Origin of the sequence: Erwinia persicina, assembly GCF_019844095.1 — a bacterium.
GTDB classification, from domain to species: domain Bacteria; phylum Pseudomonadota; class Gammaproteobacteria; order Enterobacterales; family Enterobacteriaceae; genus Erwinia; species Erwinia persicina.
Genome location: NZ_CP082141.1, coordinates 2922917 through 2938898, shown reverse-complemented (window position 1 = coordinate 2938898; position 15982 = coordinate 2922917). Strand labels below are relative to the sequence as shown.

The following is a 15982-nucleotide window of genomic DNA, read 5'->3' as shown; positions in this document are numbered from 1 at the left end:
CAAGTTTACCCCCATTTAACCGATAACCTGTTCAGGCCGGATGGGGTTGACCCGCCTCCGGCAAACGATTCGTCAATGCTGGCTCGCAGTTGCCGGTTAACAAGGAACCGAAATGGCAAACTTAATTAATACCGCGATGAGCGGGTTAAGCGCCGCATCTGCCGCGCTGAATACCACCAGTAACAACATCACTAACTATGCCGTTACCGGTTATTCACGTCAGACCACCGTGCTGGCTCAGGCGAACAGTACCCTGAGCGGTAACAATTATTACGGCAACGGGGCGAATGTCTCGACAGTTTATCGCGAATACGATCAGTTCATCACCAACCAGCTGCGTGCGGCCAGCGCACAGTCCAGCGCGATCACCACTCAGTACGGTCAGGTTTCCAGTCTTGATGACATCTTTTCCAGCACCACGAATACCCTGTCGACCAATATGCAGGACTTTTTCAGTTCGTTGCAGACGCTGTCCAGTAATGCCAGTGACTCCTCTGCACGCCAGGCCGTGATCGGCAAAGCGCAGGGACTGGTGAATCAGTTCCAGGTGACAGATACCTATTTATCGAATCTCGACAGCAGCGTGAACACCTCGGTGAAGTCAACCGTCGACCAGATTAATAACTACGCCAAACAGATCGCTAACGTCAATCAGCAGATCACCAAGCTGAAGGGCGCCGGTGCTGGCAGTGAGCCGAATAATTTACTGGATCAGCGCGATCAGCTGGTCAGTGAACTGAATAAGCTGGTGGGTGTCAGTGTCAATCAGCAAAACGGCGGCAGCTACAATATCTCCATCGGCAACGGTATCTCGCTGGTGCAGGGTGACACCTACAGCCAGCTGGCGGCGGTGCCGTCCAGCGCCGATCCGGCGCGTACCACACTCGCGACCGTCGATCCGGCTACAGGGCAAAAAACGCAGTTCTCTGAAAAACTGATCACCACCGGTTCACTGGGTGGACTGCTGGCCTTCCGCAGCGATCTTGATGGCGCACGTAATCAGGTTGGCCAGCTGGCGATGGCGCTGGGCAGCAGCTTTAATGCCCAGCATATGCAGGGTAAAGATAGTGACGGCGATGCCGGCGGGGCTTTCTTTAGTCTTGGCACGCCTTCTGTACTGGCTAACACCAACAATACCGGTGGTGCGTCCCTGACGGCCACGTGGAGTGATACGACCAGGGTGCAGGCGTCTGACTACTCTGTCAGCTACGATGGCACGAACTGGACGGCAACCCGTCTGTCGGATAACACCAAGTCGACGGTAACTGTTGATGCAACGGCGAAGACGCTGTCATTTGACGGTCTTTCCGTTGCGTATGACCAGCTGCCCGCCAGTAAAGACAGCTTTACCATCAAGCCTGTTTCCAGTGTAGTCAGTGGCATGAGCGTGCTGGTGACCGAGGAGTCTAAACTGGCTGCGGCCAGTTCGACGGGGGGGGCCAGTAACAATGAGAACGTGCAGAAGCTGCTGGGCCTGCAGACCGCGAACGTCATTAACGGTAAAAGCACCCTGACGCAGGGTTATGCCAGTCTGGTGGCTCAGGTGGGTAATAAGGCCAGTACGCTGGAAACCACCAGTAAAACCCAGACGGCCGTGGTGACGCAGCTGACGAATCAGCAGCAGTCGGTTTCCGGGGTTAACCTCGACGAAGAGTATTCGAACCTTACGCGCTATCAGCAGTACTACATGGCCAACGCCCAGGTATTGCAGACCGCATCTACCATTTTTCAGTCACTGATTGGTGCTGTCAGCTAATTTTTTTGCAGAGGAATTAATACTATGCGACTCAGTACCGGCATGATCTATGACCAGCAGATGCGCGGCATTCAGACTTCGCAGGCGAGCTGGCTGAAAGTGGGTGAACAGCTTGCTACCGGCAATCGCGTTAACCGACCGTCGGATGACCCGGTGGCCGCCGCGCAGGCGGTGGTTGTGTCCCAGGCGCAGGCTGAAACCGCTCAGTACAAGACGGCGCGCGTATTTGCCACGCAGAATCAGTCGACGGAAGATACCACGCTGAAACAGGCCGTTGACGTGATCATCAGTGCGCAGACTACTGTGGTCGCGGCCTCTAACGGTATCTTATCTGACACAGACCGCGCCTCTTATGCGACGCAGTTAGAAGGGATTCGTGCACAGATGCTGAACCTGGCTAACAGCACCGACGGCAATGGCCGCTATGTGTTTGCCGGCTATGAAAGTGATACGCCACCGTTTGTGACGGATGCGAACGGAAACACCACTTATCAGGGCGGGGATACTCCCATTTCCCAGAAGGTGGATGCCAGCCGTACGCTGATCATCAACCACACCGGTGCGCAGATATTCGACTCACTGACCAGCAGTGCGGTGAAAGAGCCTGACGGTACGGCCAGTGAAAGTAATATCTTTGCCATTCTGGATACGGCGATCAAATCGCTGAAGGTCCCGCTGGAAAATGCCGACCAGGCGGCGGTGGATGCCGAGGCCCTCAATATGGGCAAAGCTAACCGCGGTCTGCGAAATGCGCAGGAAAACGTGTCAGCGGTTCGTGCACAGATTGGTACCAATCTTGATGAACTGGGGAAACTGGATGCGAAAGGGGATGACACCACGCTGAGTCTGAAAAATAAGGTCAGCGGACTGATCGGCGCAGATACTACCGAAACCATTTCCAGTTACACCATGCAGCAGGCCGCCCTGCAGGCGTCCTATACCGTGTTCCAGCAGATGTCCAAGCTGTCACTTTTTAGTCTGAATCGATAATCTGACATCAGGAATTTGAACGTGCTTTAACCGGGTACGTTTAGTTTGTCCCGCTGCCGACAGCTCTCTGTTGGCAGCGGGTTTTTTTTGGCCGCCGTTAAAAGAGCGGCTGTTCCGGGACAAATTCGCTGAAAGCATTATCCCGGGGCTGATAGCCCAGCACCTCGCGAGTCTGACTCAGATCAAATCGTTTAAACCGGTTATCTGAAATTCCATAGCCAATAAAGAACGTAATATTTTCTGCCGTTACCGCTGCGGTCAGCAGCCTGACGCCATCTTCCGGACTGAGCCAGGCGCTGTAGTCTCTGGCGTTTTTCAGGTTGGCGGCGCAGCGGGTTTCAAATGCCCCTATCCGCAGTGCCACGCAGCTTATGCCGCGCTGAGTAGCGTAAAAGGAGCAGAGTGCTTCCCCGTAGCATTTCGTCACGCCGTATAAATTGGCCGGAGCCACCGCCATCCCCGGGTGGATCTGCACGTCTTCAGGATACCCTTCGATGGTCTGTGCGCTGCTGGCAAAAATAAAGCGCGGGCAGGGGGTATGCGACACGGCTTCAAGCAGATAAGTCGTAGATAAAATATTGGCGGGCAGCAGGTCTTCGAAAGCCGCACCCGCATCGGGAATGCCGGCCAGATGAATCACCGCATCAAACGTCTCTCCACGCAACAGCCCGGCAGCCACCCCCGGCAGCGAGAGGTCAGCAGGAATAAACCGGTGCGGAGAAGGCACATCGTAAGCCGGCAGGCTAAGGTCGGTCAGCACGAAGCGCCAGCTCTCGTTCATGGCATTGAAAAAGGTGCGCCCGATGCGCCCACTGGCCCCGGTAAGGAGAATATTTTTAACGGTCACGCTGTCAGCCTTTGGGTTGAAAACAGGACAGCCACTCTGCCACAGCCCGGGGGAGGGTGAAACAGACAAAAAGGGATTCAGTGAAGTGAAGGCATAAAAAAAGCCCTGACCAGAGGTCAGGGCCTGATTGACGCATTATCCGGTATTAAGGACGCGTGGCCGGAGCCGTCGCCTGGTGGGTAGCCGCGTGGCCGCCAGCCGATCCCTTACCTTCAAAGTTAAACTCCGGACGCACCCAGTCGCTCTGACGTGGGGCCTCTGGCTGGTAAGCCGGAGCCGGTGCTTTTGTCATCGGTGCAGTAGCATGCAGCTTGAAGTGACTCTGAGCTGGTTGTGCAGCGGGCACGGTTTCAGCCGGAGCTGTTTCAGTGACAACCGGTGCGTTAACGACAGGTTCAGCCGCGACAGGTGCCTCTGCTTCAGCGACAGGTTCATCGCGGGCAGGGACAGGCGCATGCGGTTCCTGAGCAACTACGGGCTCCGCGGTCACTTCTGGTGCATGAAGCACTTCAGCAACCTGCTGCTCAAGCGCGTCGCTGACTTCAACCGGTGCGGCGTGAGCAATCTCTGCTGCCTGTTGCTGAGGTTCAGCCTGCTTCGCTTCTTCAACAATTTCAGCCACGGCATCAACGGCAACGAATGGCGGCTCTGGCTGAACGTCTTCTGCTTCTGCCGGAATCGCTGCGGCTGCGGTCTCTTCTGCAACGGTTTCGTCAGCAGCAGAAATAACAGCCGGCTCTTCGTTAACAGGGGCATCAATGGCGGCCGTCTCTTCTGCGATCACCGGGGTGATTTCGGGCAGATTTTCAGGCTGCGGCTCCGCGTGCTGTACAGGGGCTGCCTGTTCTGCTGCCGGAGCTTCAATTGCAGGCGTTTCTGCAACCGGAGCGACAACTGCAGGTTCATGGCTTTCATCCGTCGCGCTGCTGATGCTGTCTGCGGCTGCTACGGCTGCAGCAGCGTGTGGCGCATCAACGTCAGCGTGGCCGTAAGCAGGTACCAGGGAGTGACCCGGTTCTTCATGCGTTTCGTGATCGCTACCCTGTGCTACCGGATATGTGATCCACACCTTGCCAGACGCCATTTCTGGTGATGAAGCGGCATTAGCCAACGGCATCGGTGACTGTGTTGGATAACGCTCGTCACGGTAACGACGACGACGCTGACCACTTACGCGCAGATGGCGTGGTGACCGGCGTGAACGGCGCGGCATATTATTGCTGTCGCGATCGTCAGTATCGGGGGTTTCTGTCACCGTTTCGCTGGCGCCAGGTTGTTCTGACGTAACAGTATCTTCCGTGTCAAACGAGCGTGCTGCAGTCTGTTCAGCGGTTTCGATACGGACTTTCTGGTTCAGCTGGCGCGGCTTACGGCGCGGCATAACCTGTACATTATCTTCCTGCTCTTCCAGATTCTCAGCGGTTTCGATCAGCGGCTCAACGATCTTCTCTTCCTGCACAACCGGGCGTTTTTCTTCCTGGTTCTGACCTGGACGACGACGCTGGCGTTCCTGACGCGGTGGACGAGCCTGCGTTGTTTCACTGCGTTCAAATTCGTCAGGCACCATGCGCTCGCTGCGGGCATCAACCTGAGAACCGTTGCGCTTATTACCGTTATTACGACGGTCTTCACGCCCTTCCCGTGATTCGTTATTACGCTCACGCGGTGCGCGCTCAGTACGCTCTGCACTACGGTCGTTGCGTTCACCACTACGGTCGTTACGTTCGCTGTTGCGGTCGTTACGTTCACCATTACGGTCATTGCGCTCGCCGTTGCGGTCGTTACGTTCACCATTACGGTCATTGCGCTCGCCGTTACGGTCATTGCGTTCACCGTTACGATCGTTGCGGTCACCGTTGCGGTCGCGACGATTGTTGTTCTGGCGACGGTTATTACGACGTTCGCCACGCGGCGCAGCTGGAGTTTCAGGTGCTTTTTCTTCCACGACCTGTGGCTGCGGCTGTTCGGCAGGTTTCTCTTCACCAGCAAACAGTTTCTTCAGTCCACTGAAGAAGCGGCTCACCAGACCTGGCTGCTCGGCAGCCGCAGGGGCTTTAACCTGAGGCTGTTCAACTGGCTGGGTGACGGCCACTTCTGCGGATTCTTCCAGGGGTGCTGGAGGAGCATCTGGCATAACGAAGGCGGCAAGGGCAGGTTGCTCAGGACGCTTACGCTCGGCATGCTCTTCTTCAGAAGGCAGTGCCATTTCGGCTTCGTGTAGTTTAGGCAGATGATAACTCAGCGTCTGAGTCTCTTCACCACTGCGAACGCGGAGCACTGAGTAGTGTGGTGTCTGCATGTTATCGTTTGGCACGATAATCGCTTTAACGCCACCCTGACGTTTTTCGATCGCGCTGACGGCTTCACGCTTTTCATTCAGCAGATAAGAAGCGACCTGGACTGGAACGATAGCATGCACTTCTTTGGTATTTTCTTTCAGCGCTTCTTCTTCAATCAGACGCAGAATGGAAAGTGCCAGGGATTCGTTATCACGGATTGTACCGGTACCGCTACAGCGCGGGCAGACGTGATGGCTGGATTCGCCCAGCGATGGGCTGAGACGCTGACGCGACATTTCCAGCAGGCCAAAACGTGAAATATGGCTAATCTGAATACGTGCACGATCCTGACGCACGGCTTCACGCAGACGGTTTTCAACCGCACGCTGATGGCGAACTGGCGTCATATCGATAAAATCGATAACGATCAGGCCACCCAGGTCACGCAGGCGCAGCTGGCGGGCAATTTCGTCAGCGGCTTCAAGGTTGGTGTTAAACGCCGTTTCTTCAATGTCGCCGCCGCGCGTGGCGCGTGCAGAGTTGATGTCAATGGCGGTCAGCGCTTCGGTGGAGTCGATAACAATCGAGCCGCCGGAAGGAAGACGCACTTCGCGCTGGAAGGCAGATTCAATCTGCGACTCGATCTGATAGTGGCTGAACAGCGGAATTTCACCGGTGTACAGTTTGATTTTGCTGCTGAAATCCGGACGGCCCAGCGCGGCAATATGCTGACGAGCCAGCTCCAGCACTTTCGGGTTGTCGATCAGAATTTCGCCGATGTCCTGGCGCAGATAATCACGGAAAGCACGAACGATAACGTTACTTTCCTGATGGATAAGGAAAGGTGCCGGACGGCTTTCCGCCGCCTTTTTAATCGCTTCCCAGTGCTTCATACGGAAGCTGAGATCCCACTGAAGTGCCTCAGCCGATTTACCCACACCCGCGGTGCGAACGATCAGGCCCATACCGTCTGGCAGTTCCAGGGCGGAAAGCGCCTCTTTCAGTTCGGTGCGGTCATCGCCTTCGATTCGGCGCGAAATGCCGCCAGCACGGGGGTTGTTTGGCATCAGAACCAGGTAACTTCCTGCCAGACTGATAAAGGAAGTCAAAGCAGCGCCTTTATTGCCGCGTTCTTCTTTATCGATCTGTACAATGACTTCCTGACCTTCACGCAGGACATCCTTAATGTTCGGACGGCCATGGGCGTTGTAGTTGGCAGGGAAGTATTCGCGGGAAATTTCTTTCAGAGGTAGGAAACCGTGCCGTTCAGCGCCGTAGTCAACAAATGCGGCTTCAAGGCTGGGTTCAATGCGGGTAATCTTGCCTTTATAGATGTTGGCTTTTTTCTGTTCGTGTCCAGGGCTTTCAATATCCAGATCGTACAGACGTTGTCCGTCAACGAGGGCGACACGCAACTCTTCTTGTTGAGTTGCGTTTATCAACATTCTTTTCATCGTAACTTACTCATTATTCTTACATTAGTGACAAAGCTGCGGGCAAAGTAACGCTGGACGTCAGAAACCGATGACCCCGTGTCTCATCGCAAAGCCGTCAACCTCCCGGTTGTCAGCAGCTAAAGGGGCGCAAATACTCGGTAGCCTGTTTTACATATGGAAAAACAGCGCATTTGTGGGGGGAACCGCCAGTAGAATACCAGGTGAACCAATCCCGTTTTATCGTCCAGGCTGCAACCCGCAGCCCGCTAAATGCCTGATTGCACAATACGTCTTACGCCATTGCTGCGTGTATGCGCTATCCTGCAAAATTTCTCACCCTTAATCTTTCGAGCCACAGCCCAGTTGGCTGCTCTTCTTCACCCCTGGAAACGATCTTTGATCGCTCACGGGGATTCTTTCGCTTGCCGCCTCGCTGCAACACGAAATCAATTGGGTGTACGCTATCTATTCCCTTGCATTCACAAGTCTTAGCGCCAAAAGCGGAGATATTATTCCATTGCTAAGGCGGTGATCGCAAGGTGACTTTATCCGAGGTGAGAAGTTTCTCTCAGCTTTTAGAACGTATTGCAGCGCTTTTCAGCATATTGTCTAAAAACCGATCATAACTTCCAACGGTACCGTCTCTGTCAGTTAAGCACAGAAAAAGAAGTGGCGCTATCACAGCGCACTATTTAGAATCGCCAACTATGAAAACCAATACTCCAGCCGTACATTTTGTTGCCATTTCTGCCGATGAGGCAGGACAACGTATCGATAACTTTTTGCGTACCCATCTCAAAGGGGTGCCGAAAAGTATGATTTATCGCATTTTGCGTAAAGGCGAAGTGCGCGTAAATAAAAAACGCATCAAACCTGAATATAAACTGGAAGCCGGGGATGAGCTGCGTATCCCTCCCGTGCGTGTCGCGGAACGTGAAGATGATAATGTTTCACCCAAGCTGGCGAAGGTGGCGGCGCTGGAACATGCCATCATTTATGAAGACGAGCATATTCTGGTGATGAACAAACCTTCCGGCACCGCCGTTCACGGAGGGAGTGGCCTGAGCTTTGGCGTCATCGAAGGATTACGTGCCCTGCGCCCTGATGCCCGCTTCCTGGAGTTGGTACATCGTCTTGACCGTGATACATCCGGCATTCTTCTGGTGGCCAAGAAACGCTCTGCGCTGCGATCGCTGCACGAACAATTGCGTGAAAAGGGTATGCAGAAAGATTACCTCGCGCTGGTTCGCGGACAGTGGCCATCGCATGTTAAGGCGGTACGTGCACCCTTACTGAAAAATATTCTGCAAAGTGGCGAGCGTATCGTCAAAGTGAACAGTGAGGGTAAACCGTCAGAAACGCTGTTTAAGGTGGAAGAACGTTATGCGGTGGCGACGCTGGTAAAAGCCAGTCCGGTGACAGGCCGTACGCATCAGATCCGCGTACATACGCTCCATGCCGGGCATCCTATCGCTTTTGACGATCGCTATGGTGAAGAGGAGTTTAATCAGCAACTGAAAGGTACTGGCCTTAAACGCCTGTTCCTCCATGCCGCTGCGCTGCGTTTCACTCACCCCAGCACCGGGGAAATCATGCGCGTTGAAGCGCCGCTGGATGATGAGCTCCGTCACTGTCTGGCAGTATTACGCAAAACCACGCTCCCGACGTGATGCCATAGGGACGGCGATAGCCGTCCTCATCCATTGCTTCCTTATACTGTCATCAGCGGATTGACGCCTGCAGTTCTCAGCATATCGCACAGGGCGATCAGGGGCAGTCCTACCAGTGTATTGGGATCGCGCCCTGACAGACGGTCGAAGAGCGTGATGCCCAGTCCCTCACTTTTAAAGCTCCCGGCACAGTCCAGCGGCTGCTCCTTGCTTACATAGGCAGCAATCTCACTCTCTGTCAGGGTGCGGAAATCCACGCTGAAGGGCTCACACAGCACCTGCAATGAACCGTCGCGACTATCAAAAAGCGCCAGCCCGGTGTAAAACACCACGCTGTGACCGCTGGCGGCGCGCAACTGCTCCCGGGCACGGGCTTCGGTGTGTGGCTTCCCGCAAATTTTTCCGGCTACCACGCAGACCTGATCGGAACCGATGATCAGGTGGTCAGGATAGCGCTGTGCCAGCGCCTGTGCTTTAGCAGAGGCCAGTCTGACCACTAACTGCGTGGCATCTTCATCTGCCAGCGGGGTTTCATCGACCCCGGGGGCGGCGGTAATATAGGGCAGTTCCAGCCTGGCTAATAAAGCTTTTCGGTAATCCGACGTAGAGGCTAATACCAGTTGTCGCATTATTTTTTCCATAATAGATAGCGAATCAGTGACAGGCATTTTAAACTATGCGCCGCACTGGATGCGAATCATGGGTGAAAGATGCCGTAATGCGGCCTTTTTCTTTGACTCTATGTCGTTACAAAGTTAATATGCGCGCCCTATGCAAAAGGTAAAATTACCCCTGACTCTCGATGCGGCTCGTACCGCTCAAAAACGCCTGGACTACCAGGGTGTTTACACCCCTGAACAGGTTGAGCGGATTGCTGAGTCGGTAGTGAGTGTGGACAGTGATGTAGAATGTGTCATGTCGTTCGCGATTGACGAACAGCGTCTGGCAGTACTGAAAGGTACGGCCGAAGTCTCTGTGACGCTGTGCTGCCAACGCTGCAATAAGACATTTCCACAGCACGTCCACGTATCGTACTGTTTCAGCCCGGTCGTCACTGACGAACAGGCCGAAGCACTGCCGGAAGCGTACGAGCCGATCAACGTCAACGAGTTTGGCGAAACCGATCTGCTGGCAATGGTAGAGGATGAAATCATTCTCGCCCTGCCTGTCGTTCCGGTGCATGATTCTGAACACTGTGAAGTGTCCGAGGCGGACATGGTCTTTGGCAAGTTGCCTGCAGAGGCAGAAAAGCCAAATCCATTTGCCGTATTAGCCAGTTTAAAGCGTAAGTAATAGGAGTAAGGTCCATGGCCGTACAACAGAATAAACCAACCCGTTCCAAACGTGGCATGCGTCGTTCACACGATGCGCTGACCACAGCAGCACTTTCCGTAGATAAAGTTTCTGGCGAAACGCATCTGCGTCACCACATCACTGCGGATGGTTACTACCGCGGTCGCAAGGTCATCGTTAAGTAATTCCGCGGTTCGCGGCGCTACTTTGACACGGTTGACCCTGGCGATAGATGCCATGGGCGGGGATTTCGGTCCCTGCGTGACAGTGCCTGCATCACTGCAGGCACTGGAATCTAATCCGCATCTGCATCTCCTTCTGGTCGGCGATCCCGACACCATCACGTCATTACTCGCCAAAGCTGATTCAACCCTCCGGGCGCGTCTGCAGATTATTGCTGCCGAATCGGTTATTGCCAGTGATGCCAGGCCCTCACAGGCCATTCGCGCCAGTCGCAGAACCTCCATGCGAATTGCGCTGGAGCAGGTGAAAGAAGGGCAGGCACAGGCGTGCATCAGCGCAGGCAATACCGGCGCGCTGATGGGGCTGGCTAAATTATTATTAAAACCGCTGGACGGCATCGATCGCCCGGCGTTAATGACCGTGTTGCCTCATCAGCAGCAGGGGAGAACGGTGGTTCTGGATTTAGGGGCTAACGTCGATTCAGACAGTGCCATGCTGGTGCAGTTTGCCGTTATGGGCGCTGTTATGGCTGAAGAAGTTTTAGCCATTGAGCGGCCCAGAGTGGCATTGCTGAATATTGGTCAGGAAGAGACTAAAGGGTTAAGTTCGATCCGTGATGCCGCGGCTATCCTGCGCGCAACGCCAGAACTTAACTATATTGGATACCTTGAAGGCAACGATCTTCTTACCGGTAAGACAGACGTGCTGGTTTGCGATGGTTTTGTCGGCAACGTCACGCTGAAAACGATGGAAGGCGTGGTAAGAATGTTTCTTTCGCTGTTGAAATCACAGGGCGAAGGTAAAAAGAAGGCCTGGTGGTTGAGGTTACTGGGGCGCTGGATCCAGAAGCGCCTGACAAAGAAATTCGGCCACCTTAACCCCGACCAGTACAATGGCGCCTGTCTGTTAGGATTGCGCGGCACCGTGATTAAGAGCCACGGTGCGGCAAATCAACGCGCATTTACCGTGGCGATCCAACAGGCAGAGCAGGCGGTGCGGCGGCAAGTTCCCGAGCGGATTGCTGCCCGCCTTCAAGCTGTATTACCTAAGAGTGACTGAGCGTACATGTATACGAAGATTATCGGTACGGGCAGCTATTTGCCCGAGCAGGTGCGGACTAACGCCGATCTGGAAAAAATGGTTGAAACGTCAGACGAGTGGATTGTCACCCGCACTGGCATTCGTGAACGTCGTATTGCCGGCCCGGATGAAACCGTGGCGACCATGGGTTTCCATGCCGCTGAGCGCGCGCTGGAAATGGCCGGTATCGATAAAAATGATATTGGCCTGATTGTGGTGGCAACAACCTCCTCAAGCCATGCTTTCCCCAGTTCAGCCTGCATGATCCAGCAGATGCTGGAGATCGAAGATGCCGCGGCCTTTGACCTTGCGGCCGCCTGTGCAGGTTTTACCTATGCACTGAGCGTGGCCGATCAATACATCAAGAACGGCGCAGTGAAACACGCGCTGGTGATTGGGGCGGATGTTCTGGCTCGTATGCTCGATCCGAACGATCGTGGCACGATCATTCTGTTTGGTGATGGCGCAGGGGCTGTGGTGCTGGGGGCAAGCGAAGAGCAGGGGATTATCTCCACGCACCTCCACGCCGATGGTCGCTATGGCCAGCTGCTGACGCTGCCGAATCAGGATCGTGCTAATCAGGACACGCCGGCTTACGTCACCATGGCAGGTAACGAAGTGTTTAAAGTGGCGGTCACTGAGCTCGCGCACATCGTTGATGAGACGCTGGAAGCTAATAAGCTCGATCGTTCATCGATCGACTGGCTGGTTCCGCATCAGGCCAATCTGCGTATTATCAGCGCCACTGCCCGTAAACTGGGCATGGACATGGATAAAGTGGTCGTGACGCTCGATCGTCACGGCAACACGTCGGCAGCTTCCGTGCCGACCGCCCTTGATGAAGCGGTACGTGATGGCCGTATTCAGCGTGGTCAGTTAATTCTGTTGGAAGCTTTTGGTGGCGGGTTCACCTGGGGTTCCGCACTGGTTCGCTTTTAATTAACAGGAAATCACAATGACGCAATTTGCAATGGTTTTCCCGGGGCAGGGTTCGCAAACCGTGGGGATGTTGGCCGATCTGGCAGCCGCCGACCCGATTGTGGAAAAAACCTTCCGGGAAGCTTCAGACGTACTGGGTTACGATCTCTGGCAGCTGGTGCAACAAGGCCCTGCTGAAGAACTGAACAAAACCTGGCAGACACAGCCTGCTTTACTGGCTGCATCTGTTGCCATTTTCCGCGTTTGGCAGGAAAAAGGCGGAAAAGCGCCGTCAATGCTTGCAGGGCACAGCCTGGGTGAGTACAGTGCGCTGGTTTGTGCAGGTGTCATTGCGTTTGCAGATGCGATTAAACTGGTTGAACTGCGTGGCAAACTCATGCAGGAAGCGGTTCCGGAAGGGACAGGGGCCATGCAGGCCATTATTGGCCTGGACGATGCTTCCATCGCCAAAGCCTGTGAAGAGTCTGCTCAAGGGCAGGTGGTGTCTCCGGTGAACTTCAATTCACCAGGCCAGGTGGTGATTGCCGGCAATAAAGAAGCCGTTGAGCGTGCCGGTGCTGCCTGTAAGGCCGCCGGCGCGAAGCGCGCACTGCCACTGCCTGTCAGCGTACCGTCACACTGTGCCCTGATGAAGCCTGCCGCAGATAAATTAGCCGCAGCGCTGGATGCACTGACCTTCAATGCACCGGCCTTCCCGGTGGTCAATAACGTTGATGTGAAGTGCGAGACATCAGCGGACGCTATCCGCAGTGCGCTGGTGCGTCAGTTGTATAATCCGGTACGCTGGACCGGCTGTGTCGAATTTATGGCCGGGCAGGGCGTTACGTCGCTGCTGGAAGTGGGTCCGGGGAAAGTATTGACCGGGCTGACTAAACGTATTGTTGACACCCTGACAGCGACGGCGGTAAACGACCCGGCCAGCTTGTCAGCGGCGCTAGAACAATAACACGGAGATAAACATGAACTTCGAAGGTAAAATCGCGCTGGTCACCGGTGCAAGCCGTGGGATCGGCCGTGCGATTGCAGAAACCCTGGTGGCACGCGGTGCCAAAGTGGTGGGAACTGCAACCAGCCAAAGCGGTGCCGACGCTATCAGTACCTATCTGGGTGATAACGGTAAAGGCCTGCTGTTGAATGTGACCGATTCTGCTTCGATTGAGAGCGTCTTGGAAAATATTCGCGCCGAATTTGGCGAAGTGGACATTTTAGTCAATAATGCAGGCATCACGCGTGATAATCTTCTGATGCGCATGAAGGATGACGAGTGGCAGGATATCCTGGACACGAACCTGACTTCAGTATTCCGTCTGTCAAAAGCGGTAATGCGTGCCATGATGAAAAAACGTGCGGGTCGAATTATTACCATTGGCTCCGTTGTCGGAACAATGGGTAATGCGGGTCAGGCAAATTACGCGGCAGCAAAAGCGGGTTTGATTGGCTTTAGCAAGTCACTGGCGCGTGAAATCGCGTCACGTGGCATTACTGTTAACGTCGTGGCACCTGGTTTTATTGAAACCGACATGACGCGTGCACTGAGCGAAGATCAGCGTGCGGGCATTCTGGCGGAAGTTCCTGCAGGTCGCCTTGGCGGCGCGCAGGAAATCGCCAATGCCGTTGCATTTTTAGCCTCTGACGAGGCAGCGTACATCACTGGTGAGACGCTGCACGTCAATGGCGGAATGTACATGGTCTGAAAATCACGAAAAATATTTGCGTTATTTGGGGTTAAGGCCGCAAAATAGCGTAAAATCGTGGTTGGACCAGCCGGGATTTAGTTGCATCTTTTTCAACATTTTATACACTACGAAAACCATCGCGAAAGCGAGTTTTGATAGGAAATTTAATAGTATGAGCACTATCGAAGAACGCGTTAAGAAAATCATTGGCGAGCAGCTGGGCGTTAAGCAGGAAGAAGTTGTTAATACTGCCTCTTTTGTAGAAGATCTGGGCGCTGATTCTCTTGATACCGTTGAGCTGGTAATGGCTCTGGAAGAAGAGTTCGACACCGAGATTCCGGACGAAGAAGCTGAGAAAATCACTACCGTTCAGGCTGCTATTGATTACATCAATGGTCACCAGGCATAAGTGAGCATCTCCAGGCGGTCATTCGACCGCCTGAGTTTTTTCTGAACGTCCCACACAGTGTCAACTTTTCCCTCCCTGGAGGACGAACGTGTCTAAGCGTCGTGTAGTTGTGACTGGTCTTGGCATGTTGTCTCCTGTCGGCAATACCGTAGAGTCCACCTGGAATGCTCTTGTTGCCGGTCAGAGTGGCATCAGCCTCATCGACCATTTTGATACTAGTGCCTACGCAACGCGTTTTGCTGGCTTAGTAAAAGATTTTGATTGTGATGAATTCATCTCGCGCAAAGATCAGCGCAAGATGGACGCGTTCATCCAATATGGGATTGTCGCTGGCATTCAGGCCATGCAGGATTCCGGCCTGGAAATCACCGAAGAGAACGCCGATCGTATTGGCGCTGCTATTGGCTCCGGCATTGGCGGTCTTGGACTGATCGAAGAAAACCACACCTCACTGGTGAATGGTGGCCCACGTAAAATCAGCCCGTTCTTTGTTCCGTCGACCATTGTTAACATGATTGCAGGTCACCTGACGATCATGTTTGGCATGAAAGGCCCAAGTATCTCCATCGCGACTGCCTGTACTTCTGGCGTGCATAACATTGGTCATGCTGCGCGTATCATTGCGTATAACGATGCCGATGTCATGCTGGCTGGTGGTGCTGAAAAAGCCAGTACCCCGCTGGGTGTGGGTGGTTTTGGTGCGGCACGTGCGCTTTCAACCCGCAACGATAATCCGCAGGCGGCAAGCCGTCCGTGGGATAAAGATCGTGACGGCTTTGTACTGGGTGACGGTGCAGGCCTGGTGGTGCTGGAAGAGTATGAGCATGCGAAAAAACGCGGTGCAAAAATCTACGCGGAAATCGTTGGTTTTGGCATGAGCAGCGATGCTTACCACATGACCTCGCCGCCGGAAAACGGTGCGGGCGCGGCCCTCGCGATGGTGAACGCGCTGAAAGATGCGCAACTCTCCCCGGAGCAAATCGGCTATATCAACGCGCACGGCACCTCAACGCCGGCCGGTGATAAAGCTGAGACCCAGGCCGTGAAATCGGTCTTTGGTGCCAGCGCTAACAGCGTGATGGTCAGCTCGACGAAATCCATGACCGGTCACCTGTTAGGGGCGGCGGGCGCGATAGAGTCGATCTTCTCCATTCTTGCTCTGCGTGACCAGGTGGTCCCACCGACCATCAACCTGGATAATCCGGATGAAGGCTGTGACCTGGATTTCGTTCCGCATACAGCACGTCAGACTTCAGGTCTGGAGTACACGCTGTGTAACTCCTTCGGCTTCGGCGGCACCAACGGGTCGCTGATTTTCCGTAAGATTTAAGTTCCCTCTGACTGACTGAAAGGCCCGCACAGTGCGGGCCTTTTTTTTCAGGTGGTTTGGGTGAGACAATCAGATGATTCTGGCGGGGTTGGCA

The 15982-nt window shown here is 54.4% G+C and carries 14 protein-coding genes; 11 read left to right on the top strand and 3 right to left on the bottom strand.

Translation table 11 applies throughout. The annotated features are described in order from the left end of the window. The first annotated feature begins 112 nt into the window (after window positions 1-112). Both flgK and flgL read left to right on the top strand, forming a co-directional pair. Window positions 113-1756 (top strand): flagellar hook-associated protein FlgK, encoded by a 1644-nt coding sequence (flgK, locus tag K6L24_RS13415; RefSeq protein WP_062743739.1) that lies wholly within the window; start codon window positions 113-115, stop codon window positions 1754-1756. Between the two features lie 24 nt (window positions 1757-1780). After that, the gene (gene flgL / locus K6L24_RS13410) at window positions 1781-2746 is read left to right on the top strand and encodes a flagellar hook-associated protein FlgL (protein ID WP_062743738.1); all 966 of its coding nucleotides are present in this window, start codon (window positions 1781-1783) and stop codon (window positions 2744-2746) included. A gap of 97 nt (window positions 2747-2843) precedes the next feature. Here flgL and K6L24_RS13405 read toward each other — a convergent pair whose 3' ends face one another. Together K6L24_RS13405 and rne are read right to left on the bottom strand one after the other, a co-directional pair. Then, entirely contained in the window at window positions 2844-3593 is a 750-nt protein-coding gene (locus tag K6L24_RS13405; RefSeq protein WP_222681562.1) for an NAD-dependent epimerase/dehydratase family protein, read from the bottom strand. A gap of 145 nt (window positions 3594-3738) precedes the next feature. Beyond that, window positions 3739-7326 carry a ribonuclease E gene (rne, locus tag K6L24_RS13400; RefSeq protein WP_222681561.1) on the bottom strand — a complete coding sequence of 1196 codons (3588 nt, stop codon included), beginning with the start codon at window positions 7324-7326 and terminating at the stop codon, window positions 3739-3741. A gap of 689 nt (window positions 7327-8015) precedes the next feature. Between rne and rluC the strand changes: the two genes are divergently transcribed. Beyond that, a complete protein-coding gene (gene rluC, locus K6L24_RS13395; RefSeq protein ID WP_062743735.1) occupies window positions 8016-8978 on the top strand; it encodes a 23S rRNA pseudouridine(955/2504/2580) synthase RluC in 963 nt (320 codons plus the stop codon). A 41-nt stretch (window positions 8979-9019) separates the two neighbouring features. Here rluC and K6L24_RS13390 read toward each other — a convergent pair whose 3' ends face one another. After that, complete coding sequence (locus K6L24_RS13390) at window positions 9020-9607, bottom strand: Maf family protein (RefSeq protein WP_222681560.1); 588 nt, start codon at window positions 9605-9607, stop codon at window positions 9020-9022. A gap of 142 nt (window positions 9608-9749) precedes the next feature. Here K6L24_RS13390 and yceD point away from each other — a divergent pair, with 142 nt between their 5' ends. From yceD to fabF, 8 genes are all read left to right on the top strand, one after another. Beyond that, window positions 9750-10271, top strand: coding sequence for a 23S rRNA accumulation protein YceD (yceD, locus tag K6L24_RS13385; protein ID WP_062743733.1), 522 nt, complete (start codon window positions 9750-9752; stop codon window positions 10269-10271). Between the two features lie 14 nt (window positions 10272-10285). Continuing rightward, a complete protein-coding gene (rpmF, locus tag K6L24_RS13380; RefSeq protein WP_003849870.1) occupies window positions 10286-10456 on the top strand; it encodes a 50S ribosomal protein L32 in 171 nt (56 codons plus the stop codon). A gap of 22 nt (window positions 10457-10478) precedes the next feature. Then, window positions 10479-11513, top strand: a complete 1035-nt coding sequence (gene plsX, locus K6L24_RS13375; RefSeq protein ID WP_222681559.1) for a phosphate acyltransferase PlsX — start codon at window positions 10479-10481, stop codon at window positions 11511-11513. 6 nt (window positions 11514-11519) lie between these two features. Beyond that, window positions 11520-12473: a beta-ketoacyl-ACP synthase III gene (locus tag K6L24_RS13370; protein WP_062743731.1), complete on the top strand. Its 954-nt coding sequence runs from the start codon at window positions 11520-11522 to the stop codon at window positions 12471-12473. Between the two features lie 16 nt (window positions 12474-12489). Then, window positions 12490-13419: an ACP S-malonyltransferase gene (gene fabD / locus K6L24_RS13365; protein WP_222681558.1), complete on the top strand. Its 930-nt coding sequence runs from the start codon at window positions 12490-12492 to the stop codon at window positions 13417-13419. A gap of 13 nt (window positions 13420-13432) precedes the next feature. Then, a complete protein-coding gene (gene fabG / locus K6L24_RS13360) occupies window positions 13433-14167 on the top strand; it encodes a 3-oxoacyl-ACP reductase FabG (RefSeq protein WP_062743729.1) in 735 nt (244 codons plus the stop codon). Window positions 14168-14321: 154 nt separating this feature from the next. Continuing rightward, window positions 14322-14558, top strand: a complete 237-nt coding sequence (gene acpP / locus K6L24_RS13355; RefSeq protein ID WP_004157115.1) for an acyl carrier protein — start codon at window positions 14322-14324, stop codon at window positions 14556-14558. Between the two features lie 88 nt (window positions 14559-14646). Next, complete coding sequence (fabF, locus tag K6L24_RS13350) at window positions 14647-15888, top strand: beta-ketoacyl-ACP synthase II (RefSeq protein WP_062743728.1); 1242 nt, start codon at window positions 14647-14649, stop codon at window positions 15886-15888. Window positions 15889-15982: the final 94 nt, after the last annotated feature.